Source organism: Alistipes sp. D31t1_170403_E11 (assembly GCF_015553985.1).
Classification (GTDB): Bacteria; Bacteroidota; Bacteroidia; order Bacteroidales; family Rikenellaceae; genus Alistipes; species Alistipes montrealensis.
This window is the reverse complement of the sequence record NZ_JADNHQ010000004.1, coordinates 489,535-513,034: the sequence shown is the minus strand read 5'-3', so window position 1 is coordinate 513,034 and position 23,500 is coordinate 489,535. Positions and strand designations below refer to the sequence as shown.

The following is a 23,500-nucleotide window of genomic DNA, read 5'->3' as shown; positions in this document are numbered from 1 at the left end:
GAACAAAATAAAAAACGTTTATGGCAATTACAGAAATACTACCCGGCATCCACTACGTCGGGGTCAACGACCGCACCACCACGCGCTTCGAAGCCCTCTGGTCGCTTCCGATGGGCGTATCGTACAACGCCTACTTGGTCGTCGGCGAGAAGATCGCACTGATCGATACCGTCGAGGAGGCTTTCGGCAGCCGTCTCGAAGCCAACATCCGCGAGGCCATCGGCGACCGCAAGGTCGACTACCTGGTCGTCAACCACATGGAACCCGACCACTCGTCGTCGATCACGGCCCTGCGCCGCATCTACCCCGAGTTGCAGATCGTGGGCAACGTCAAGACCCTCCAGATGATCGGCGGGTTCTACGGCATCAACGCGGGAACGATCGAGGTCAAGGAGGGCGACACGCTCGACCTGGGCGGCAAAACGCTGTCGTTCCACATGATCCCGATGGTGCACTGGCCCGAAACGATGGTTACGTGGTGCGCCGGCGATAAGACCCTCTTCACCGGCGACGCCTTCGGCACGTTCGGCGCGCTCGACGGCGGCATTACCGATTCGCAGGTCGAGGTCGACCGCTACTGGGACGAGATGCGCCGGTACTACGCCTGCATCGTAGGCAAATACGGCGGCCCCGTGCAGAAAGCGCTCCAGAAGGTCCGCACGCTGCCCGTCGAAACCATCTGCTCGACGCACGGTCCCGTATGGCAGCAGCAGATCGCGAAGGTCATGGACATTTACGACCGCCTGAGCCGCTACGAAGGAGAACCGGGCGTCGTCGTGGCTTACGCCTCGATGTACGGCAACACGGAACAGATGGCCGAGCGCATCGCACGCGAACTGGCCGCCAAAGGCGTCGGCCCGATCCGGGTCTATAACCTCACCTACGCCGATCCTTCCATCGTCCTGCGCGACGTGTTCCGCTTCGACACGCTGATCGTCGGCGGCCCGACCTACAACGGCAACCTGTTCCCGCCCGTGGCCGAACTGCTCGACCGCATTGCAGCCCGGGGCATCCCCCACCGCAAATTCGGTTGGTTCGGCTCGTTCTGCTGGGCCGGAGCTTCGGTCCGCCTGCTTTCGGAGTTCGCCCAGAAGATGAAGTGGGAACCCCTGTGCGAGCCCGTGGAGATGAAGCAGGGCTTCTCCCCCGACATGCACGGCCACTGCCGGACGCTGGCAGAGGGCATCGCCAAATGCAGATGCGACAAATAACAGACAGGGGCGGTCTTCGGGCCGCCTTTTTTGCGCCCCTGCAATGATATTCCGAAAAAAGCGTTATATTTACATTTCAAAAAAAATAAACGCTTAGTTTATGATGAAAATAGCAATCGTGGGGACAGGTTACGTCGGACTCGTGTCGGGCGCCTGTTTCGCTGAAATGGGTCTCGACATCACATGCGTGGACATCGACACCAAAAAGATCGACGGCCTGAATGCGGGCGTCATCCCGATTTACGAACCGGGACTCGAAGAACTCGTCCGGCGCAATGTGGAGGCGGGACGCCTGCACTTCACCACCGACCTCACGAAATGCCTGCCCCATGTCGAAGTGGTCTTCTCGGCCGTCGGAACCCCGCCCGACGAGGACGGTTCGGCCGACCTGAAATATGTCCTGGACGTGGCCCGTACATTCGGCCGCAACATCAAAAAATACACCGTGCTCGTCACCAAGAGTACCGTACCCGTAGGCACAGCACAGAAAGTGCGTGCCGTGATCGAGGAGGAACTCGAAAAGCGCGGCTGTAAAATCCCGTTCGACGTAGCTTCGAACCCCGAATTCCTGAAGGAAGGCGCGGCGATCAAGGATTTCATGTCACCCGACCGCGTGGTAGTGGGCGTCGACAGCGAACGGGCCCGCAAGCTGATGGCCAAACTCTACCGCCCGTTCCTGATCAGCAATTTCCGCGTGCTGTTCATGGATATCCCTTCGGCAGAAATGACCAAATACGCCGCCAATGCCATGCTCGCGACGCGCATTTCGTTCATGAACGAAATCGCCAACCTCTGCGACCGCGTGGGCGCTGACGTGGAGATGGTCCGCAAAGGCATCGGCTCCGACGCCCGCATCGGCAACAAGTTCCTCTACCCCGGCTGCGGCTACGGCGGTTCGTGCTTCCCGAAGGACGTGAAGGCACTGGCCCATACGGCCCGCGAACACGGCTACACGATGCAGGTCATCGAGGCTGTCGAACGCGTCAACGAAGCGCAGAAAGAGGTTGTTTTCGAGAAATTGCAGGCAGCGCTGGGCGACCTGCGGGGCAAGATCGTCACGATCTGGGGACTGGCCTTCAAACCCGAGACCGACGACATGCGCGAAGCCCCGGCAACGGTGGTGATCAGCCGCCTGCTCGACGCCGGAGCCGAGGTGCGCGCCTACGACCCCGTAGCGATGCCCGAGTGCCGCCGCCGGACGGAAGGCTGGCCCGTCTACTATGCCCAGACGATGTACGAAGCCGCGGAAGGCGCCGACGCAATCGCCCTGCTGACCGAATGGAAGGAACTGCGCATGCCCGACTGGCCGCAGTTGCGCACGATGATGCGCGGCGACGTGATTGTCGACGGCCGCAATATCTTCGACAAACAGGAGGTCGCAGCAGCCGGATTCCGCTACTCCGGCATCGGAAAATAACGAAAACAAAACGGCCCGCATATTTGCGGGCCGTTTTGTTTTCAGCATCGTTTACAACATCGGAATAACCGTCACGTAGATTGCGGCGATAATGGCCGACGTGATGACGCCCATGATATTGGCGCCCAGTGCGTCGGGCAGGATCATCGACGACGGATTGTCGTGCGAAACAATCTTCTGGGCCACCTTGGCTGTCGTGGGCACGCAGCTTACAGCGGCGATCCCGATCACGGGATTGAAGTTGCCCCGCTTGAAGAAATACATGATATATCCGCCCAGGATGCCCCCGATGCCCGAGATCAGCAGGGCAAGGATTCCCAGTACGAGCAATTTGAGCACCGTGGGATCGAGCAGCGTATGCGCATCGCACAGCACGCCCAGCAGGATTCCCAAAAAGAACGTCGAGCCGTAGAGCATCGGCCCGCTGATGAAATCATTCACGTGCTTCAACCCGGATTCCTTGATAACCACGCCGATGAAGAGCGAGAAGAACAGCGGGGCAGCCACCGGGAAGAGCAGGCACAGGATGACGCACATCACGACGGCGAACGAGATCTTGGTCGCAGGACTGTATTGCCTGGACGGCTTCTTCGCCGGCTTCATCTTGATGGCCCGCAGGCGCTTGGGAACCATCGCCCGCACCAGGTAGGGATAGCCGCCGTAGGTCAGGCCCAGGTAGAGGTAGGCAACGACCGTGATCGGCACGAAAATCTCCTTCGAAAGGTTCAACGAGGTGAAAAGCACCATCGGACCGTCGGCCCCGCCCACCATCGCGATCGAAGCGCTGTCGCTGGGGCTGAGTCCCATCGAATAGGCGATCGGCAGCACGGCGAACGTTCCCAACTCGGCGCACAAAGCGAGGAACATGCTTTGCAGGGGTTTCGCCAGCACGAAGTTGATGTCGAGCATCGTCCCGATGCCCATAAAGATCAGGCAGGCGATCAGGCCGTTGCTGAACGTGAAGGTATAGATCGGCTGCAGAAAATCGATTTGCAGGATATTCATCAACTGGTCGGTATCCGTAACCATCGGGTCCAGAAACAGGTTGCCGTGGATTCCGCCGGGGAAAATCAACACACCGGCATTCACGGCGGCCATGCCCAGTCCCATCGGAATCATGACCAGCGGTTCGAGGACGCCTTTGCGGCCCAGGTAAACCAGCAGGATACCCAGCAATATCAACCCGATGCGTGAATACATGATCGCAGGGTCGGATTGCAGCATTGTCGAAATACCCTGGAAAATATTACTCAGATCAAATTTTTCCATGGTGGAGTTCGTATAAACAAGTCATTTCCTTATCCTGTTTCGCTGCATCCTCGAGGTTTCCGAGGTGATATTCGGCCAGGCCGTCCATCGCATGATCCGCTTCGGATTTGGCATCCCCGGCCGCCGATCCCCCGTCGAGGCGGGTAACCGTACGGATGTAACGATAAGTACGGGCAATATCCATCCGGTAGGCGCGGCCCCATATCCGGCTTTTTTTCAGCACCTCGGACAGGCCCTTTTCACTGAGGCCGGAAAATAAAAACGTCATTGCCTTGAGCACATACGCAAAGGCTATTCCTACAAGGAACGTGAAGCCCATCATCAGCGATGTCTCCTTAATTATATAGATCAGGTCCATTTTTTTGTATTCGTCAAAGTTTTGCCATTGGGTGTGCGGGAAAACACGTCGACATGCGGCAAAGCACGCCGGAGGCAGTTCGCTGCGCCGCATCAGGCAGATGCAGTCGCCGGAACCGGTTCGCACACGGAAATCCGAAGTACGATACACGAGGCATCGTACGATAAGAACAAAAGGATTTGACGGCTAAATGACCAGGATACCGAATTTGAGATAATCGGCGTGATGGAAAGGAACGGCGATAAGACCGCCCGACAACAGGGAAACGAGGTATTTCGCACAGCAGTCCTGCACCAGCGAGAAATGCCGCCCGGAGCAAACGTCACGGCCTCCGCCGTAGACCCGCTGCTGGCCGTCCAACTGCTTGCGCAGTGCACGCATGGGAGCGGGAATAGCTGTCCGGACACTCTCCGCAGCCAGGAAATCGGCATACCTGGAACCGGCGGAAAAACCGGCTGTCGTCTGGAAAGTTCCGGGATAAGCCCGCGAGCCGGACCTCACCCCCGAATCCATCGCGGACGACAGGGAGGAGACCAGTAAAAAAAGAAATATGAATGCCGATGTTTTCATACTATCCGGGAATACCCGTACGACAAATTTAGTACAAAATACGGAACTTAGCAAGCTTGCTGCAAAATTCTTTTTGTTCATTTCCGGCAACAAAAGACCGATCCGGGCACAAAAAAAGACCGGGAAAAATCCCGGCCTGAAACAGTATCGCCGACGGCGCTTATTTGCGCACCTTGACGATGATCTTGCGGACACTGCCCTCGCCCACCATCGGAGCATGCCCGTCTTCGGGGAAAAGCACCGTAAACTGGCCCGGACGCATCGTGTAGTAGGTCTGCGGCACGTCGTCGAAGAGTTGGATGTCCTTCTCGACGCTGAATTCGCCGAGCGGCAGTTTGAGGTCCTTGCGTTCGCTCCAGCCGAACGACTCCTCCACGCCCCGGATGAGGACCTGAATGTCGATGTATTCGTTGTGGATTTCGAGTTTGGCGTCGGGTTTCTGCTTCAATTCGCGCTCCATCACGTTGACGTAGATGTCCTTGCCGTCGAGTTCGTGGATGCCCGGCTCCATCGCCGCCCAGTCGGTCGAAGCGATCAGTTCGAAAGCCTGTTTCATGCGCGGGCTTACTCCATAGTAGAGCGCGCTGTTTTTCAGAGAGTCTAAAATCATAGTTTTAAGTATTTATCGTTTTCGCATTTCCGGATTCCGTATTCGCCGCCCGGATCGGCATATCCGTACGGCCCGGTTACAAAGTTAGCCATTTTTTCGGTTCTATCCAAACCGGGAAACCGCCTGCCGCATTATGCCGGACGCAGATTATCAGGAACTTTTCTTGAGCCGAACGACAACGGGATGATGGTCCGAATAGTCGACCGGAAGCATCTCGTAGGAGAGTGGCTCGAATCCGTCGCTCAGCACATAGTCGATGCGCAGCGTATTGTAGAACCCGCGGAACGTATGCGCATACCCCGACCCGCACTCCCGGAAGGCGTCGCGCAGCCCCCGCGCCATCGTGCGGTAGACGTACGACATGGGCGTATCGTTGAAGTCGCCGCAGACGATGCGTCTTATCCGCGTCGCACCCACGACCTGCGCAATGCTGTCGACCTGCGCGGCCCGGAGTGCGCTGTTTTCGCGCAGGCGGGTCACGATGCTGCGGATTTTGGTCTCGCGCGCCGTATCCGAAAGGAACTGATGGCTGGTGATGAACTGGTTGTCCGAAGCATTGATGGCCGTCGAGCGCAGGTGGTTGTTGAAAATGCGCACCGTATCTTCGCCCATCAGCACATCGGCCCAGACCGAGGACGAAGGCGTCAGCACCGTATTCGAACGCAGGATGCGGTATTTGCTCAGGATGGCCAGCGTCGATCCGTAGACCGAATCCGGGGCCTGCGTGCGTCCGAAATGCGCGATCTCATACGTTTCGCCCAGCAGGGCGAACTCTTCGGACTGTTCCGCGAGGCGGGCGTTGAACTCCTGCAGGCAGATGATGTCGGGCGCCTGCTCCTCGACCAGGCGGAGGATGTCGTCGACACTGCTGCCGCCGTCCTCGCCGTAGAAACTGCGCACGTTGTAGGTCATGACCTTGAACGCGTTGCGGTCGTAAGTGACTTCCTCGGCATAGTTGCGCCGGATTTCGGGACGCCAGAAAAGCGAGACCTTGAAAAGCCCCGCCACAACGATCACCAGCATCACCCCGGCACGTACCCAGCGCCAGCGGATGATCCAATAGAGCATCAGGACGACCGATGCAACGTAAACCGCAGGAGCTGCCAGCCCCAGCACAGGCAGGAACCACACGCTGCCGGGATTGACATACGGGACGAAATAGGTGAGGACCATCGTAACGGCCACCGCCAGGGTCACGAGCGTCAACACCAGGTCGACGAGCCACATGACCGGACTGCGGCGGCGCTTCTCCGAAGGACGCCCCCCGTAACCACTGTAATAATCCGAAGATGCCATCGCTTAGAAACGGATCGTTCCCCGGCGCTTCCACCAGTGCAGCAGCAAAAATCCCCACAGCATACCGCCCACGTGGGCGAAATGGGCGACGTTACCCACGCCCCTCCATCCGAGGAACAGCTCGATGACGGCATAGATGATGACAAACCATTTGGCCTTCATCGGAATAGGCGGGATCAGCAGCATAATGACCGCATTGGGATGCATCACGCCGAACGCCAGCAGCAGACCCATCACTGCGCCCGAAGCGCCGACCAGCAACAACGGCAGTTCACCGAAAACCAGCGCCGTGAGGTATTGGATCAGCGCCGCACCCACGCCGCAGACCATGTAGAAGGTCAAAAAACGCTGCGAACCGAGTTCGTATTCGAGCGTACGCCCGAACATCCACAGGGCGAACATATTGAAGAAAATATGCTCGAAATTGGCGTGCAGGAACATGTAGGTAATGAACTGGTAGGTATGAAAAAAGGGCGTTCCCAGCGACAGGGCGCAATACTGCATGATCGTGTCGCCCACGGGCAGCAGCGCCGTAGCCATAAATACCAGGACATTGATGATTATCAGATTTTTGACAACCGGAGGCGTCTGAAAATATCGGTTCATGTTGTTTTTATTTTTGCAAATGTAATTCTTTCCGCGGGATTATCCCAACTTGGCTCGCAAATCTTCCGGCGTGATCTCGGCGGTGATCGCCTTGCCCGAAGGCGAAAAACTGAAACTGCCCGTATCGGCCAACTGCGCGAGCAGCGCCGCAGCCTCTTCGCGCGACAGGGTCCGCCCTGCACGCTTGGAACCGGAACGGGCCATCACACCGGCGATCTTCTCACGCCGCACGTCGGCCAGCGACACCGGGGTCGAGAACGCCTGCAACAGGTCGAACAACAACCGGTCCACCGAATCGGCAGGCATGTCGGCGGGCGTACCCTTCACTTCGACGGCCCCTTCGCCGCAGAAGTCGATGTCGAAGCCCAGCGCCGCAAACTCCACGGCATTCTCTTCGAGCAAAGCGTACTCGTCGCCCGAGAGGACCAGCCGTTCGGGGAAAAGCAGTTGCTGGCTTACCGACGACCCATTGCCCAGCATCCGGAGGTAATCTTCGTAGAGGATTCGTTCCCGGGCGCGCCGTGCGTCGACGACGACGAACCGCCCGTTGAGCAGCGCCGCAACATAACCGCCGGGCAGCGGCAGCGCATCGGAAAACTCGGCATGCTGCGCCATGTCGAACCGCTGCTGTTCGGGCGCGGCGGCCGAAGGAATGAAATCGAGGCTGCTGTCGTCGAAACCGCTCCCCGAAGGAGTGATCTCGAAACCGCCGCCCGACTCGAACTCCTCGAACTCCCCGGCATCCGTACCGGACAGGGCGAATCCGCCCGCCGCGCCGCGCGGGAACGACGGTGCGGCACTCCGGCCTCCGCCCGCGCGGAATCCCGCAGCGGGATGATCAGCCACGGCTCCGCCATCGCGGAAAGGCACGTCGAAACCCGTAAAGTCGACATTGGGATCGGGAGCCGAAGGGTCGATATACTCTTCGCGGAAGGGATTGTAATCGCTGTTCGACATGGCCAGCGGTTCACTGTAAACGGCTCCCTTCTGCAAAACGGGAATCTCCACAGCGCCTTCGCGGTCGAAATCCATCAGCGGCACGGCGCCCGTCTTGGCCAGCGTCTCACGCACGGCGGCATTGACAATCTGCCACACGGCCTCCTCGTCGGCGAACTTGACCTCGGTTTTCTGCGGATGGACGTTCACGTCGATGCGCCCGGGGTCGAGCGTCAGGTAGAGAAAATAGGAGGGCTGGGAACTCTCGGGAATCAGTTTCTCGTAAGCCTTCAAAATGGCGCTCGTCAGGTAGGTGCTCTTGAAAAAGCGGCCGTTGACGAACAGGTATTGCTCGGTATTGCGTTTTTTGGCGGCCGCCGGACGGCCGATATATCCTTCGATGCGGGCGATCGAGGTATCGGCCTCGACCTCCAACAGGTTCTGCTTGATATGGCGCCCCACGACATCGACGATGCGGCCCGCCAGCGGCGCAGAGGGCAGCGTATAGAGCGGGGCATCGTTGGCGTAAAGTTCAAACGCGATCTGCGGATTGCAGAGCGCTATACGCTGGAACTCCGACTTGATCTGCGAAGCCGACGTAGTGCTCTTGTCGAGGAAACGACGGCGCGCAGGAACGTTGTAAAAAAGGTTGCGTACGAAAAACTGCGCCCCCACGGGGCACATCACGGGGGTTTGCGAGGCGAACTGCCCGCCGTTGATCTCGGTCTGCGTCCCCACTTCGTCGCCCGCCTGCCGCGTGCGCAGTTCCACCTGCGACACGGCCGCGATCGAAGCCAGGGCCTCGCCGCGGAACCCGAAGGTATGCAGGGCATAAATATCTTCCACGGCCCCGATCTTGCTCGTGGCGTGGCGGTCGAAGGCCATGCGCGCGTCGATGGGCGACATGCCGCAACCGTCGTCGACGATCTGGATCAGGTCTTTGCCGCCGTCGCGGAAATTGACCTTCACGGATGTCGCTCCGGCGTCGATGGCATTTTCCATCATCTCCTTGACCACCGAAGCGGGCCGGTTGACGACCTCGCCCGCGGCGATCTGGTTGGCGACGACCTCGGGTAATAATCGGATTTTATCTGCCATTTATTCCTGGTAATCGTTGGGGACGACCTCGATGGGCGCATAGGGATTGAACTCCCCTTCCTCGACCTGCGCCGCAGGCACGGGCTTAGCCGCGCCTTTCTGCGCCCGCAGGAATACGTCCGCCAGTTTGGGATACAAGAGGTAGATGAACATCATCACCAGCACGGCGGCTCCGGCCATTTTCCAGATCCGCATGCGTCCCGACTCGTCGCGCTGGGCGCATCGTACCGCACGCGCATCGCGCTGGGTGCGGATATACTGCCCGGGCTTGTACTCACGGTCGGCATCTTCGGCACGCTCGCCGCGCAATTCGGCACGACGCTGCTCCCGGGCTTCCTTCTCGGGATCGTAATAACGCGGGATGTAGTTGAATTTGTTCGCGCGCTTCTTAAACGGGGTAAAGCCTAACATAACAGTAAGTTCTAAAATTATCGCGACCGTGTCGCACTCCGGACGGACGGCATCGCGGCCAGAGGCCGCATTTACAAGCCCCCAATCCGCCTTTGCGGACAAGGGAACCCGGACGCCTTCAAACGAAAAATTCGTCGCCTCTACTTGGTAAAGGTACGAATTTTCCCCGGGTTTTATTATCCGTTACCGGAAGAAACTCTTCATCCGTTCGAAAATATTCTGGTTTTTGACCGACTCGGCTTTCTGGAAAGAGGGCTGCGCCGCCAACTGCTCGACGAGTTTCTTCTCGTCGGCCGAGAGTTTCGCCGGAATGGTGATGTCGACCACCACCAGTTCGTCGCCGCGGCCATAGCCGTTTACGTCGGGCAGGCCCTTGCCGCCCAGGCGCAGCACCTTGCCGGCATGCGTGCCCGGGGCAATCTTGATCTTGGCATGTCCGTCGACCGTCGGCACTTCGACCGTGCCGCCCAACAGGGCCGTCGTTACGGTGATGTTCAGGTTGTGGATCAGGTCGTTGCCGTCGCGCATCAACTCGGGATGCGGCTCCTCTTCGATCATCACCTGCAGGTCGCCGTTCACACCGCCGTGACGCGCGGCATTGCCCTTGCCCGAAACCGAGAGAACCATGCCCTCGCCCACGCCTGCGGGGATTTTGATCTCCACGACCTCCGAGCCGCGCAGCGTGCCTTCGCCCTTGCACTTGTCGCACGGGGAGCTGATCACCTTGCCCGAACCGCCGCACGTGGGACACACGCCCTGCGTCTGCATACGGCCGAAGAAGGTATTTTCCACCCGCGTGACGTAGCCCGTACCGTTACAGGTCGAGCAGGTCGAATAGGAATTGGCATCCTTGGCGCCCGTACCGCCGCACTTGTCGCAGGCGATGGTCTTGTTGATCTTGAGCTTTTTCGTCACGCCGTTGGCGATCTCGGCAAGCGTCAGGCGTACCCGCACCCGGATGTCCGAGCCGCGGTTCACATGCCGTCCGCCACCGCCGTTCGACGAGCGGAACCCGCCCCCGAAATGGCCGCCGAAGATGTCGCCGAACTGCGAGAAGATGTCCTCCATCGAGAACCCTCCGCCGCTGAATCCGCCGAATCCTCCGGCTCCGCCGCCCGCCGCGCCGCTCATTCCGGCGTGGCCGAACTGGTCGTAACGGGCACGCTTGTCGGGATTCGACAGCACGTCGTAGGCTTCCGCGGCCTCTTTGAATTTCTCCTCAGCCTCCTTGTCCCCGGGGTTTTTGTCGGGGTGAAACTGGATAGCCGCTTTGCGGTAGGCCTTCTTTATTTCGTCAGCGTTAGCGTTTTTCTGGACGCCCAGCACTTCGTAGTAGTCCCTTTTTTCTGCCATGGTCTTATTCTCCTACAACGACTTTAGCGAAGCGCAGCACCTTTTCGCCCAGCATGTAACCCGTCTGGACAACGTCGATAACCTTGCCCTTCTTCTCTTCGCCTGCGGCGAACCGGGCAACAGCCTCCGAAAGGTCGGCATCGAACTCCTTGTCCTTGACCTCGATTTCGGTCACGCCCTTCTGGCGCAGCGCCTCGGTGAATTTCTGCGAAATGAGCAGCACGCCGGCGCGCAGCGCCTCCAGATCGTCGCTCTTCTCCATGGCGTCCACGGCCCGCTGCACATCGTCGCGCACGGGCAGCATCGCCAGCAGCACGTCGCGGCCCCCGGTCTGCACCAGGTCCATCTTCTCCTTGAGGGTACGCTTGCGGTAGTTGTCGAACTCGGCCTGCAGGCGAACATATTTGTCCTGCCATTGGGCTACGGCCGATTCGAGCGCCTTTGCGGCATCGCCTTCGGCAGCGGATTCATCGTCTGCCATTGTGTCAGTCGCGTCGTCGGTTTCATCTGCCACATTGGCACAAGGCTCCCCGTCACACGACGGATACCCCTCGCCGGGAACGAATCCTTCATCGCCGCTAACGGCTTCATTATAAACTTTTTCCTTTTTCATATCTTTTATTTTTCGGTTTTTCCTCCCCTTATTCGAACAAATTGCATACCAACCGCCGGACAGCGGCTATCCGATGATGAAAATCGCCGGGCGTTTGTTCAGTTCGGGCAGCGGGCAGCGGCGCCACTCCCCTGCCGTATGGGTTTCGATCCGTTCGCCCGGGGCCGTAAGGTCCACGGCCACCGTCAGCCGCGTTTCAGCGGCGAGCGTCTGCAGGAGTTGCTCCATCAGCTTCACGTTGCGGTACGGGGCTTCGATAAAGAGTTGCGACTGCCCCTCCGTCAGCGCCCGGCGTTCGAAGAAACGAATGGCCCTGGCCCGCTCGGGCGGTTTCACGGGCAGGTAGCCGTTGAAGGCGAACGACTGCCCGTTCAGCCCCGAAGCCATCACCGCCAGGATAATCGACGAAGGCCCCACGAGCGGCACGACGCGAATCCCGCGGCGGTGACACGCCGCAACGACCAGGGCCCCGGGATCGGCGACGCCCGGCACGCCAGCCTCGGAGATCACCCCGGCCGAACGGCCTTCGACAAGCGGCGCAACCAGCTCTTCGACCTCGCGGCCGGCCGCGGTATGCTCGTTCAGTTCGCGGAACTCCAACGAGTCGATCGGCCGGGCAATACCGGCTTTCGACAGAAAGCGCCGCGCCGAACGGGTATTCTCGACGATGAAATAATCCAGCGAGTCCATCACGGCCCGGTTGGACGCAGGCAGCACATCCCACGGCGCCGTTTCGTCCGAAATCGGACAGGGAATCAGATAAAGGGTTCCGTAAGCCATTACTCCTTGAGGTAGATTCGTTTCACACGCCCCGACACCGAGGTCATGATTTCATAGGGGATCGTGTCGAGCACCCAGGCCATCGTTTCGAGGTCGTTGCCCGGCTCGGCGGAGAAAATCAGCACTTCATCCCCCTCCGCAACGCCCGCAATGTCCGTGATGTCGATCATGCAACTGTCCATGCAGACCCGTCCCACGATCGGCGCAGGCTTCCCGGCCACGCGCATCGACCAGCGGCCGCAGCCCAGGTGGCGGTCCAGTCCGTCGGCATAACCCACGGGGACGGTCGCCGTCACGGTCGGCCGCGTCAGCTTCCCGGCGCGTCCGTATCCCACGGCGTCACCCGCCTCAAGGCGCTTGATCTGCACGATTCGGGTCTTCAGCGTCGAAACCGGGCGCAGGGCTGCGTTGTGCTCCCATCCGAAGCCATAAAGCCCCAGCCCGAGGCGGCACATGTCGAACTGCGCCTCGGGAAAGCGTTCGATAGCCGCCGAGTTGGCCGTGTGGCGGATGACGGAATACGGCAGCGATGCGGCTATGGCGGCACTCATGCGGTCGTAGCGCGCGATCTGTGCACGCGTATAGGCGTCCTCTTCGGGCATGTCGGCACAGTTCAGGTGCGAGAAAATCGACGCTACCTTCACGGCGGGCAATGCCGGCAGTTCGGCACACAGGCGTTCGATCTCATCCTCCATGAATCCCAGCCGGTGCATGCCCGTATCGAGTTTCAGGTGGATCGGGTAGCGGATTTCCCCGGCGTGCGACACCGCGTCGGCAAAGTCGGCGAGCGAGCGGAAACTGTATATCTCGGGTTCGAGGCGGTTGGCGATCATCACATCGAAGCTGTCGGCATCGGCGTTCAGCACCACGACAGGCATCGTAATCCCCCGTTCGCGCAGCAGCACGCCCTCGTCGGCAAACGCCACGGCGAGGTAGTCGACGCCCTGGTGCTGGAGCATCTGCGCCACCTCGAAATCGCCCGCACCGTAAGACCCGGCCTTGACCATCGCTACGAGCTTCGCAGAGAAATCGAGTTTCGAGCGGAAATAATTGAGATTGTGGATCATGGCATCGAGATCGACCTCCAGCACCGTCGTATGGCTCTTACGCGCCAGGGCGTGGGCCAACTTCTCGAAACGGTACTCCCGGGCGCCTTTCAGCAGTACGGCACGCCCCGCCACGGCCCGGCGGCCGATGCGGGCGATGCACTCGTCGGTCGAAGCGTAAAACTCCTTGTCGCAGTCGAACAGCGAGGCGTAACGTTTCAGTTTCGGCCCGATGCCGATCAGCGTGTCGATGCCCGCCCGCGAGACCATCCCCGCCACGCGGCCGTAAAGTTCGTCGTCCGTCAGGCCGCTCTGCGCGATGTCCGATAACACCAACGTCCGGCGGCGCGAAAGCGCCACGTTGTGCAGATAATCCAGCGCCAGCGCCAACGAATTGAGGTCGAGGTTGTAAGCGTCGTTGATCAGCACCGAGTCGTTGATGCCGTCCTTGACTTCGAGGCGCATGGCCACCTCGGGAGCCTCCGTAAACGACGGTGCGGGATAGCCCATCGCCGCACAGAACGCCTCGACGATCTGGGCGTTGCGGCGCGACGCCGCATTGCCGATCACCGCCTCCGGAACCTCGCGGCAGGCCGCCGCGTCACAGAGTTTCCGCCCCGCGAAATGCGATGCGATCATGCGGCCCAACGGTTCGTAATAACTATGATAGACGATCGTTTTGGCGCTGTGGGCCAGCACCATTTTTTCGATACATTTTTGTTCCAGATTGAGGAAATTTTCCTGATGCGCATCGCCAATCGAGGTGAAAACCACCACGTCGGGACGGATGATGCGCTCCAGGCGCGCCATCTCCCCGGGCTTCGAAATTCCGGCTTCGATCAGCGCCAGTTGTTCGTCGCCCTCGATCATCAGCACCGACAGCGGCACGCCCAACTGCGAATTGTAGCTCTTGGGCGAGCGGTAGCACTTCATCCCCGCAGGCAGTTCCTCGGCGATCCACTCCTTGATGACCGTCTTGCCGTTCGACCCGGTGATGCCCACCACCGTACCCTTGAACTGCGCCCGGTGGTAGGCCGCCAGGCACTGCAAAGCGGCAATGGCATTCTCCACGAGCACGTAACCGCAGCCCGGGAGCGTTTCGACGGGCCGTTCGACCAGGAAAGCCCGCACTCCGCGCGCGTACATCTGTGCGATAAACACGTGCGAATCGTGGTTCGCGCCGCACATGGCGACGAACACCGGTCCCGAGCCCAGTTCGCACGTCAGCGAACGGCTGTCGGTCACCACCGACTGCACGTCACAGTCCGTTCCCGAGAACTTACCGCCCACGACGGCGGCGATTTGCGAAAGAAGATATTTCATAAAATATCCAATAGTTTATCTTTTGTACTTTCATTTTCAAAAGTACGAAACCATTTTGCAGTCTGCAACTGGTGTCCGTTGCCGCTTTTTGATCGGCAAAAAGCAGCGCAGGATTCCGACCCGATGCCGGAGCCGTGAAACAACGACCCGGCTAAAAGTGGCAAGAAACGGGGCCGGGGCGCGTGCGTCCCCGCGAATAGGCGCCCGTTTCGAACGTTAGCCGGGACGTTGTAGGCAAGGCATCCGTCGGAGAGTTTTTGGTACTTTTTGCGGTCAAAAAGTATAAAGAAGCCCCTCGGACGCAGACCGCGAAATCACGACAAATCAAACGTCACGATCGTAATCCCCGCCCCGCCGCGGTCCGCATGTTCATCGGCCGCCGAGGCGATCTCGGGAACCGTCCGCAGATAACGGCGAATCTCCTCCTTCAGAGCGCCCGTACCCTTGCCGTGGAGAATCGACACCGTGCCGACTCCCACCATCAGGGCATCGTCGATAAAGTTCCGCACCTCGTCCAGGGCCTCCGAAGCGCGCATACCACGCACGTCGATGTGGTCCTTGAAGTTGAGCTTGCGCGACGAAATGTCCACCGACACAACCGTGCGGGCCGCAACGGGACGCGTCGCCTCGCGGTATTCGTTGTTCGACACCACCGTCAGCAGGCTTTTATCCACCGTCGTAAGTATCTGTCCGAACGCCACCTGCGCCCGTTTACCCTTCACCGACTGCACCACGCCGACCATATCCTGCCCAGCCATGCGGACCTTCGATCCGGCAACCACCTCGCGCGGCTTCTCGGGTTCCGGCGCGGCATCCGGAGCCTTCGCGTCCGGCTGCGCCTTGCGCTCGGCGCGGCGCTGGCGGCGGCGTTCGATGCGCTCGATCTCACGCGCCACGGAGGCCTCCTTCTCGGCCGAATCGGCCTTCTCGACCACTTTGCGGAAGTCGTCCAGCTCGCGCCGCGCCAGCCGCGTCAGCTCCTTCTCGGCCTGCGCCTCGCGGATGGTTTTGATGGTATTCTCGATCTGCCTGTTGGCGTCGGCAATCAGCTGCTGTGCCTCCTGCTTGGCTTTTTTCAGAATTTCCTGCCGTTCGGCGCGGATCTTCGCCAACTGCTCGGCATAATTCTGTTCCAGTTCCTCGACCTTGCGGTCCGTCAGGCGGATGCGGTCGCGCTTCTGTTCCCAGTAGTGTTTGTCGCGGGCGATCTCGCGCAGTTGTTTTTCGATATTGATATGGTCCGACCCGGCCTTCTCGCTCGCAGCACGGATAATATCCTCCGGAAGCCCGATCTTACGGGCGATCTCCACCGCGAACGAACTGCCCGGCTTTCCCGTTTCGAGGCGGAACAACGGCCGGATATTCTGCACGTCGAACATCATCGCACCGTTGGCGATGCCCTCTACCGACGAAGCGTAATACTTGATATTGGCATAGTGGGTCGTAATCACGCCGTAACACCCTTTGTCGAGCAGCCGTTCGAGAATCGCCTCGGCGATGGCCCCGCCGATGATCGGCTCGGTTCCCGACCCGAATTCGTCGATCAGCACCAATGTGCGGCCGGAAGCCCCGGCCAACATGTGCTTCATATTGAGCAGGTGCGACGAATAGGTCGACAGGTCGTTGTCGATCGACTGTTCGTCGCCGATGTCGATGAAAATACTCGTGAAGACGGGCAGTTCCGAAACCTCCGAGGCCGGAACCGGAAATCCGCACTGGAACATATACTGCACGATACCGGTGGTTTTCAGACACACCGACTTACCGCCGGCATTGGGACCCGAAATGACGAGGATATGCTTGCGGCGGTCGAGCTGCAAATCCAGCGGCACGATCTCGCGCCCGGCGGCGCGCAGCGTCTGCTGCAACAGCGGATGGCGGGCATTCTTCAGTACCAGCCGGTCGTCGGTCGAAAGGATCGGCTTCACACACCCGTTCTCCGAAGCCCAGCGGCCCTTGGCACGCAGCATGTCGATCTCGGCGAGGTAGTCGCCCGAATCGGCGATCAGCCCCGCATCGGGACGGATCGCTTCGGTAAACTCCGTAAGGATGCGCACGATCTCGCGCCGCTCGGCATATTCCAGTTCGCGCAGTTCGTTGTTGATCTCCACCACCTCGACCGGCTCGACGTAAAAAGTCTTTCCCGTCGCCGATTCGTCGTGGATAAAGCCGCTCAGTTTGCGTTTGTTGGCCGCCGACACCGGAATCACGGCCTTGCCTTCGCGGATCGAAATCTGGGCGTCGGCGTCGACGATACCCGCCCCCTTGGCCGAGGCCAGCACGGCCTGCAGCCGCTTGGCGGCCTGCCCTTCGCGTTCGCGAATGGAGCGGCGAATCTCCTGCAGGGCGGGCGACGCATTGTCCTTGACGTTGCCGAAGCGGTCGAGGATGCCGTCGATGCGCTGTACGATCTCGGGAAACGCCGCGACACCGCGCGTACGGGCATAAAGGGCCGGATAACGCTCTTCACGGTTGAGGATGAACGAAACGATGCCGCCGATCGCGGCCAGCGCGCGGCGCAGGGTCACAACCTCCTCCACGTCGAGGAACGAGCCTTCGACGCGCAGTTTGGCGACGATGTAATCGACATCGGGGTATTCGCCCCCGGGAAAATCGTGCTCCATGTCCAGGAGCAGGCGCATTTCGTCGGCCAGAGACAACCGGAGTTCGATCTCGCGTGCAGAGGTCGAGAAACCCTCCGCGGCCAGCCGCTCACGGGCGGCGCGCATGGTACAACGCCCTGCGACCTGCTCACGGAGCCGGTCGAAACCTATTTTCTGCTCGAATGTGGCAGGATAAATCATGGGGAATTAAAAATTAAAAATGAAAAATGAAAAATCGAAAGGACGCCGGCCGGGAAATTTCGCACCACGCCCTATACGACCACATCATCCTACCGAAAGGGCTGAATAAACCTCCTGTCAGCCGTCTATTTTTAATTCTCAATTTTTCATTTTCAATTTCACGGAGTCCCGCTCGGCCTTGACAGCAGCTTTGGCGGCTTTCCGTTCGGCCTTCTCCTGCATCTTCTCGGGGCTGCGCCCGAAGAGCGAAAAATGCACATAGCGGCCGGGGTATTGCTGCAGGTTTGCCAACAGCGACGCGAGGTTGTCACTGGCTTCGGTCAGCGAATCGTAGAGGGCCGGATCGTTCATCAGCTTGCCGACGGTTCCCTCACCCGTTTCGATCTTCGCCAGCAGGCCGTTCACCTCGCTCACCGCATCGGTGAGTTTGCGGGCGAACCCGGCATCGGCCAGTTCGGTGGTCATCCGGTTCAGGCTGCCGACGATGCTGTCGACACGCGGAGCATTGTCGCCCAGCGCATTGGCAAACTTCGAAAGATCCTCGATAGCAACTTTCAGGTTGTGCTTCTCGGCATCGAGGATTCCGGCCATGTCGCCCGTAATGGCGTTCAGATGGCCCAGCGTCCCGGTGATATTCTGCGTGTTGGCCTCCATCAGGTTATTGAGATTCGTCAGCGTGCGCGACAGATCGCCCGTCACCTGCGAAATCTTCTGCTTGAAGAAATCCAGTTCCGACCCGGCCACGTCCATCAGGTCGCGCTCGCGGAGCGAACGCAGCGTGTCGCCCGACTGGAGGTAGGTATGCGCCGTACCGTAGTTGATCTCAATGGCCTTGGCTCCCATCAGTCCGTTGCTGAATATCTTGGCCTCGGAGTCGGTCGGAATATGGTACTGGCGCTTGATGGTGAATTGCAGCACGACGTTGTCGCTGCGCCGGGGGTCGAACGAAATGCCCGTCACCGTACCGATCTTGACACCCTTCATCATGATGGGCGATGCCGACTGCACACCGTTAACCTGGTCATAAGCAGCGTAATAAACCGAATTCCGGCTGAAAATATCGAATCCTTTCAAAAACCGGACTCCGGCCCACGCGGCAATGATCATCGTCACACCGAAAATTCCGATTTTAACTTCCCTTTTCATATCCAAATAAATCTTAATTCATAAATCTTACCGTCTTCCGCTATTGCCCGAAACCACCGCGGCGCGTGTCTTTACACCGCATCCCCGTCCCGGCAGGGACTTAATCGCGAACGCCCGGAAAGGATTGCTATTTCACAATCCGCGTACCTCTGCAACTCACCACAAAGGCCCCCGGGAACACTTTGCGCACCTCGGACAGTTTCCGCTGTGCGGCTTCGCGCGTGTCGTATTCGCCCACGCCGTATTTATAGGGGAACCGCCCTTCCGCCGTAAACTGCGTCACTTTTCCGCTGTAAGAACGGAACTGCGGCGAGGAGACAGGCACGGACGACGCCGAAGCCATTACCTGGATCGTATAGCGCAAAGGCTGCTCGGCCGGTTTCTGCGCAGCAGGTTTATCTGCCGTCTTTTCCGGTGACTTGGCAGCCGGAGCAGGCGTCGCGGTTTTCCCCTGCGCGGGCTTCGCCGCCGGTTTTTCAGCGGGCTTCTCCGTGGGTTTGGCCGTCGGTTTCCCGGCGGGCTTTTCATCGGATTTCTTCTCCGGAGCCGGTTTCCCGGCGGGAGCCTGTTCGGCAACCGCCGGAGCCGTCGTCACGGCCTGCTCTTCCTCGGCCATCCGGGCCCCGAGCACATAGGCCGAATAGTTGCGCACGGCCTGGTAGAGCGACCGGGCGATCTCGTTCTGCCCTTTCTCCGACTTCATGTAAGCCAGCTCCTGCTGGTTGGACATAAAACCGATCTCGGTCAGCACGCCCGGCATGTCCGTAGCATAGAGCACACGCAGCAACTGCGGCTTCACGCCGCGCGAATGGCGGCCCGCCTTGAGGTAGCTGTTCTGGACGCACCGGGCAAAAGCCATGCTGTATTCGCCGTAGGTGAACTGGAGATTCTGGATATAGGCCCGTACGATGGCCGCCGTCCGTTCGTCGGACATGTCGATCAGGTCTTCGCGGTTGTTCTCGAACAGGGCGTTCTCATTGTAACGCTGCTCCTTCGAACTTTCGCCCATGATCAGCGTCTCGACGCCCCGTACCCCCGTCGCCTTGGGCGCGGCATTGGCGTGGATCGAGATGAAGAGGTCGCCGCCGGCCTTGTTGGCGATGTCGGCCCGAGCCTGCAGGTCGGTCGCCAGGTCGCTTCCCAGCGTCTTGTCCGTCGTGCGGGTGTAGACCACCTTCACACCGGGCATCCCGTCCTCGATGAGTTTTCCGAGTTTGAGCGCCACCTTCAGCGTGAGGTCCTTTTCATAGACCCCGCCATAGTGTGCACCGGGAAATTTTCCTCCGTGCCCGGCATCGATTACCACGACTTCGACACCGTGCGCAATATTCCCCGCAGACGCAACGTTCCTAAAAACAGTTACGGCAGCGAAGGCGAATAACAACAATAGTCGTGTGCGCATATTTAATAGTATCAAGTGTGAGCTTTCTATAAATTTTTACCTATCTTTGTCGGGCCGAAAACGCGGCGGGAAGGGTTCAGAGCCCCGATCCGGGCGTTTTTGCCGACATGTCGGCAAAGGTACTGAAAATTTTTGGGATTTTGGATAAAATTAGGGTAAAATATCTCTTGTCGGCGACGGTAATCCTGCTGTTTGCCCAGATGGTTCTGGGCGGCGGAACGTCCCGCACGGCCTATTTCCCCGCCGCCGGAGACAGCGTCCAAACTCCTTCCCGGGCCGACTCGATCCGCCCCGATACGAGCGTCCGTCCGCCCTTCATCACCCCTTCACGCCGCGAAGCCCGCCGGCAGAACCGCCGCAATGCGGCCTTCAACGCCCTGTCGCAGCAGGAGAAGGATTCGCTCTTCTCGGCACAGGTCGATTCGCTCGTGGCACAGAAAGCCGACTCGCTGAAAACCGACTCGCTCGCAACGGACACGCTCCACCGCGACTCGGTAAAAAAGCCCCGGCCCGCAGGGGCATTTCTCGACGATCCGATTTCGGGTAAAAACACCGACTCGCTGGTCTACGATGTCCGCAACAAACTCGTCTACATCTACAACCAGGGCGACGTGACCTACCAGAACAGCAACCTGAAGGCCGACTACATGCGTATCAACATGGATTCGAAAATGGTCTACGCCTACGGCAAGCCCGATTCGCTCGAGGGCAAAGCGATCGTCACCAAGCCCGAATTCACCGAAGGGTCGGCCACTTACCAGATGGACACGATCACCTACAACCTCAACTCGAAGAAAGCAAAAATCAAGGGTGTGGCCACACAGCAGGGCGACGGCTGGCTGGTAGGCGGCAGCGTGAAGAAGATGCCCGACAACACGATCAACATCGAGCACGGCAAATACACCACCTGCGACGAGACGGACCACCCCCACTTCTACCTGGCGATGACCAAAGCCAAGGTCATTCCCGGCAAAAAGGTGATCACCGGCCCGGCCTACCTCGTGATGGAGGACGTACCGATCTACTTCCTCGGCATCCCCGAGGGTTTCTTCCCGATCAACATGGGGCCCAAATCGGGACTGCTGATGCCCACCTACGGCGAAGAGTACTCCAAAGGCTTCTTCCTGCGCGATTTGGGTTACTACTTCACCCTGGGCGAATACGCCGACCTGGCCGTGCGCGGCGGTATCTACACACTCGGCTCGTGGGAGGCTTCGGCCGCCTCGCGCTACATCAAGCGCTACAAGTACAGCGGCAGTTTCAACATGCAGTACTCGAACGTCAAGACCGGTGAAAAGGGCGAGGACGACTACATCAAGCAGAGCAACTTCCGCATCCAGTGGACCCACTCGCAGGACGCCAAGGCCAACCCGGGATCGACCTTCTCGGCCTCGGTGAACTTCGCCACCAGCGGTTACAGCCGCTACTCGGCCACCAACCTCAACGACATCCTCTCGACGCAGACCAACTCGACGGTCTCCTATTCGAAAAACTGGGCCGGAACGCCTTTCTCGCTGTCGGCGAACATGGCCATCTCGCAGAACTCGCAGAACAAGACGATCTCCATCACGCTGCCTACGATGGTCTTCAACGTCTCGCGCTTCTATCCGTTCAAGCGCAAGGAGAAAACCGGCAAGGACCGCTGGTACGAAAAGATTTCGATGCAGTATACGGGTAAGATGACCAACTCGGTGACCACCACCGAATCGGAGGTCTTCTCCAAGGAGACGCTCGAAAACATGAAGAACGGTATCGAGCACTCGATTCCCGTCTCGGCGTCGTTCAACCTGTTCAACTACATCAACCTCTCGCCGTCGGTCAACTACAACGAGAAGTGGTATTTCAAAAAGGTGGAGTTCGAGTGGAACCCCGTCACCAACCAGACCGACACGCTTCCCACGAACTACGGTTTCTACCGCCTCTACAATTACAATTTCAGCGTTTCTGCCTCCACGACGGTTTACGGCATGTACGACTTCACCAAAAAGAGCCGCAACCGCAAAATCCAGGCGATCCGCCACACGCTGACCCCCTCGTTCGGATTCTCCTACGCCCCGGACTTCAGCGACCAGAAATACGGCTATTACAAGACCCGCCAGACCGACTCGACGGGCCGCTTCACGACCTATTCGCCCTATGCGGTCAACGCCTACGGCGTCCCCTCGTCGGGCCGTTCGATGTCGATGAACTTTTCGCTGTCGCAAAACCTCGAAATGAAAATACTCTCGAAACGCGACACCTCGGGCGTGAAAAAGATCAAGCTGATCGACGAACTGCGCATCAGCGGTTCGTACAACTTCCTGGCCGATTCGATGGGGCTTTCGAACATCCCGGTTTCGTTCCGGACGACACTGTTCAACAACTTCGGCATCAACCTCTCGCTGACGCTCGACCCTTACCGTGTTTCGCCCGAAGGCAAACGCTACAACAAACTCTTCTTCCCGGGCCGTGTCGTCTCGACAGGCTGGTCGTTCGGCTACACGTTCAAATCGCGCAACGACCGGACCGAGACGGCCATCAACGACATTACGTCGATTCCCCCGGAGTACCAGAATCCATTCTACGACCCCTACGGGCAGCTCGACCCCGTGATGCGAAGGCAATACATGGCCCAAAGTTATTACGACTTCTCCCTGCCATGGAACTTCGGATTCAACTACGCGGTCAATTACTCGATCTCGTACACCAACAACGGCACGACGGGCTACCGGAAAAACGTCACCCAGACCGTCGGGTTCAACGGCTCGCTGAACGTCACGCCCAAAACCGGTATCACCTTCCAGGGCGGTTACGACATCAAGCAACGCAAACTCACCACGTCGTCGGTCTCCATCACGCGCGACCTCCACTGCTGGCAGATGTCCTTCTCGTGGATTCCGTTCGGTTACCACCGCTCATGGAGTTTCAACATCGGCGTCAAGGCCGCATCGCTTTCCGACCTGAAATACGACAAGTCGCAGTCGATGTACGACAACATGTACTAATCCTCTGTCAACACACCGCGGCATAAACCCACAACGCTCCTCCGGAGCGTTTTTTTATGCTCCCCGGCCCCGAACGGACCGATGTCGATTTCGGCGAAACCATACTGCACCCGGGCGGATTCGCCATTCCCAAAAGCAATATTGGTCTATGATACGGATAAATTATAAATTTTCACGTCTGCGTAACGTAGTTTTCCTTTATTATGCGTATATTTAAACCACAACACCTTAAAACACATACGTACCTATGAACAGAACTCGCCTCAG

Annotated in this window: 18 protein-coding genes; 3 read left to right on the top strand and 15 right to left on the bottom strand. The window is 59.1% G+C overall.

Annotation, left to right across the window (positions count from 1 at the left end; translation table 11 throughout):
- Positions 1-20: 20 nt before the first annotated feature.
- Both I2E69_RS11310 and I2E69_RS11305 read left to right on the top strand, forming a co-directional pair.
- Positions 21-1,211: an FprA family A-type flavoprotein gene (locus I2E69_RS11310; RefSeq protein WP_195461309.1), complete on the top strand. Its 1,191-nt coding sequence runs from the start codon at positions 21-23 to the stop codon at positions 1,209-1,211.
- A gap of 103 nt (positions 1,212-1,314) precedes the next feature.
- Entirely contained in the window at positions 1,315-2,628 is a 1,314-nt protein-coding gene (locus tag I2E69_RS11305; protein ID WP_195461339.1) for a UDP-glucose dehydrogenase family protein, read from the top strand.
- A 51-nt stretch (positions 2,629-2,679) separates the two neighbouring features.
- Here the strand turns inward: I2E69_RS11305 and I2E69_RS11300 are convergent, their stop codons facing one another.
- From I2E69_RS11300 to I2E69_RS11230, 15 genes are all read right to left on the bottom strand, one after another.
- Entirely contained in the window at positions 2,680-3,897 is a 1,218-nt protein-coding gene (locus tag I2E69_RS11300; protein WP_195461308.1) for a sodium ion-translocating decarboxylase subunit beta, read from the bottom strand.
- Complete coding sequence (locus I2E69_RS11295; protein WP_195461307.1) at positions 3,884-4,255, bottom strand: hypothetical protein; 372 nt, start codon at positions 4,253-4,255, stop codon at positions 3,884-3,886. Before I2E69_RS11295 ends, I2E69_RS11300 begins: the two co-directional genes overlap by 14 nt.
- A 186-nt stretch (positions 4,256-4,441) precedes the next feature.
- On the bottom strand, positions 4,442-4,825 hold the full coding sequence (locus tag I2E69_RS11290) for a hypothetical protein (RefSeq protein ID WP_195461306.1): 384 nt from the start codon (positions 4,823-4,825) through the stop codon (positions 4,442-4,444).
- Positions 4,826-4,985: 160 nt separating this feature from the next.
- A complete protein-coding gene (locus tag I2E69_RS11285; RefSeq protein WP_195461305.1) occupies positions 4,986-5,435 on the bottom strand; it encodes a YhcH/YjgK/YiaL family protein in 450 nt (149 codons plus the stop codon).
- Positions 5,436-5,585: 150 nt separating this feature from the next.
- Positions 5,586-6,731: an endonuclease/exonuclease/phosphatase family protein gene (locus I2E69_RS11280; RefSeq protein WP_195461304.1), complete on the bottom strand. Its 1,146-nt coding sequence runs from the start codon at positions 6,729-6,731 to the stop codon at positions 5,586-5,588.
- A gap of 3 nt (positions 6,732-6,734) precedes the next feature.
- Entirely contained in the window at positions 6,735-7,337 is a 603-nt protein-coding gene (locus I2E69_RS11275) for a rhomboid family intramembrane serine protease (RefSeq protein ID WP_195461303.1), read from the bottom strand.
- 39 nt (positions 7,338-7,376) lie between these two features.
- Positions 7,377-9,371: a DNA mismatch repair endonuclease MutL gene (mutL, locus tag I2E69_RS11270; protein ID WP_195461302.1), complete on the bottom strand. Its 1,995-nt coding sequence runs from the start codon at positions 9,369-9,371 to the stop codon at positions 7,377-7,379.
- Complete coding sequence (locus I2E69_RS11265; protein WP_195461301.1) at positions 9,372-9,782, bottom strand: hypothetical protein; 411 nt, start codon at positions 9,780-9,782, stop codon at positions 9,372-9,374.
- A gap of 183 nt (positions 9,783-9,965) precedes the next feature.
- Positions 9,966-11,135, bottom strand: a complete 1,170-nt coding sequence (dnaJ, locus tag I2E69_RS11260; protein ID WP_195461300.1) for a molecular chaperone DnaJ — start codon at positions 11,133-11,135, stop codon at positions 9,966-9,968.
- Between the two features lie 4 nt (positions 11,136-11,139).
- Complete coding sequence (locus tag I2E69_RS11255) at positions 11,140-11,748, bottom strand: nucleotide exchange factor GrpE (RefSeq protein ID WP_195461299.1); 609 nt, start codon at positions 11,746-11,748, stop codon at positions 11,140-11,142.
- 66 nt (positions 11,749-11,814) lie between these two features.
- Positions 11,815-12,528 carry an SAM-dependent methyltransferase gene (locus I2E69_RS11250; RefSeq protein WP_195461298.1) on the bottom strand — a complete coding sequence of 238 codons (714 nt, stop codon included), beginning with the start codon at positions 12,526-12,528 and terminating at the stop codon, positions 11,815-11,817.
- Positions 12,528-14,897, bottom strand: coding sequence for an alanine racemase (alr, locus tag I2E69_RS11245; protein WP_195461297.1), 2,370 nt, complete (start codon positions 14,895-14,897; stop codon positions 12,528-12,530). Before alr ends, I2E69_RS11250 begins: the two co-directional genes overlap by 1 nt.
- A 314-nt stretch (positions 14,898-15,211) precedes the next feature.
- On the bottom strand, positions 15,212-17,701 hold the full coding sequence (locus tag I2E69_RS11240) for an endonuclease MutS2 (RefSeq protein WP_195461296.1): 2,490 nt from the start codon (positions 17,699-17,701) through the stop codon (positions 15,212-15,214).
- Positions 17,702-17,839: 138 nt separating this feature from the next.
- On the bottom strand, positions 17,840-18,847 hold the full coding sequence (locus I2E69_RS11235) for an MlaD family protein (protein ID WP_195461295.1): 1,008 nt from the start codon (positions 18,845-18,847) through the stop codon (positions 17,840-17,842).
- A 127-nt stretch (positions 18,848-18,974) separates the two neighbouring features.
- Positions 18,975-20,249 carry an N-acetylmuramoyl-L-alanine amidase gene (locus I2E69_RS11230; RefSeq protein WP_195461294.1) on the bottom strand — a complete coding sequence of 425 codons (1,275 nt, stop codon included), beginning with the start codon at positions 20,247-20,249 and terminating at the stop codon, positions 18,975-18,977.
- Positions 20,250-20,389: 140 nt separating this feature from the next.
- Between I2E69_RS11230 and I2E69_RS11225 the strand changes: the two genes are divergently transcribed.
- On the top strand, positions 20,390-23,233 hold the full coding sequence (locus tag I2E69_RS11225) for a putative LPS assembly protein LptD (RefSeq protein ID WP_195461293.1): 2,844 nt from the start codon (positions 20,390-20,392) through the stop codon (positions 23,231-23,233).
- Positions 23,234-23,500: the final 267 nt, after the last annotated feature.

Bases quoted from the DNA above. Each gene is read 5' to 3' on its own strand.
- I2E69_RS11310 (WP_195461309.1), top strand. From the start codon at position 21: ATGGCAATTACAGAAATACTACCCGGCATCCACTACGTCGGGGTCAAC.
- I2E69_RS11305 (WP_195461339.1), top strand. From the start codon at position 1,315: ATGAAAATAGCAATCGTGGGGACAGGTTACGTCGGACTCGTGTCGGGC.
- I2E69_RS11300 (WP_195461308.1), bottom strand. From the start codon at position 3,897: ATGGAAAAATTTGATCTGAGTAATATTTTCCAGGGTATTTCGACAATG.
- I2E69_RS11295 (WP_195461307.1), bottom strand. From the start codon at position 4,255: ATGGACCTGATCTATATAATTAAGGAGACATCGCTGATGATGGGCTTC.
- I2E69_RS11290 (WP_195461306.1), bottom strand. From the start codon at position 4,825: ATGAAAACATCGGCATTCATATTTCTTTTTTTACTGGTCTCCTCCCTG.
- I2E69_RS11285 (WP_195461305.1), bottom strand. From the start codon at position 5,435: ATGATTTTAGACTCTCTGAAAAACAGCGCGCTCTACTATGGAGTAAGC.
- I2E69_RS11280 (WP_195461304.1), bottom strand. From the start codon at position 6,731: ATGGCATCTTCGGATTATTACAGTGGTTACGGGGGGCGTCCTTCGGAG.
- I2E69_RS11275 (WP_195461303.1), bottom strand. From the start codon at position 7,337: ATGAACCGATATTTTCAGACGCCTCCGGTTGTCAAAAATCTGATAATC.
- mutL (WP_195461302.1), bottom strand. From the start codon at position 9,371: ATGGCAGATAAAATCCGATTATTACCCGAGGTCGTCGCCAACCAGATC.
- I2E69_RS11265 (WP_195461301.1), bottom strand. From the start codon at position 9,782: ATGTTAGGCTTTACCCCGTTTAAGAAGCGCGCGAACAAATTCAACTAC.
- dnaJ (WP_195461300.1), bottom strand. From the start codon at position 11,135: ATGGCAGAAAAAAGGGACTACTACGAAGTGCTGGGCGTCCAGAAAAAC.
- I2E69_RS11255 (WP_195461299.1), bottom strand. From the start codon at position 11,748: ATGAAAAAGGAAAAAGTTTATAATGAAGCCGTTAGCGGCGATGAAGGA.
- I2E69_RS11250 (WP_195461298.1), bottom strand. From the start codon at position 12,528: ATGGCTTACGGAACCCTTTATCTGATTCCCTGTCCGATTTCGGACGAA.
- alr (WP_195461297.1), bottom strand. From the start codon at position 14,897: ATGAAATATCTTCTTTCGCAAATCGCCGCCGTCGTGGGCGGTAAGTTC.
- I2E69_RS11240 (WP_195461296.1), bottom strand. From the start codon at position 17,701: ATGATTTATCCTGCCACATTCGAGCAGAAAATAGGTTTCGACCGGCTC.
- I2E69_RS11235 (WP_195461295.1), bottom strand. From the start codon at position 18,847: ATGAAAAGGGAAGTTAAAATCGGAATTTTCGGTGTGACGATGATCATT.
- I2E69_RS11230 (WP_195461294.1), bottom strand. From the start codon at position 20,249: ATGCGCACACGACTATTGTTGTTATTCGCCTTCGCTGCCGTAACTGTT.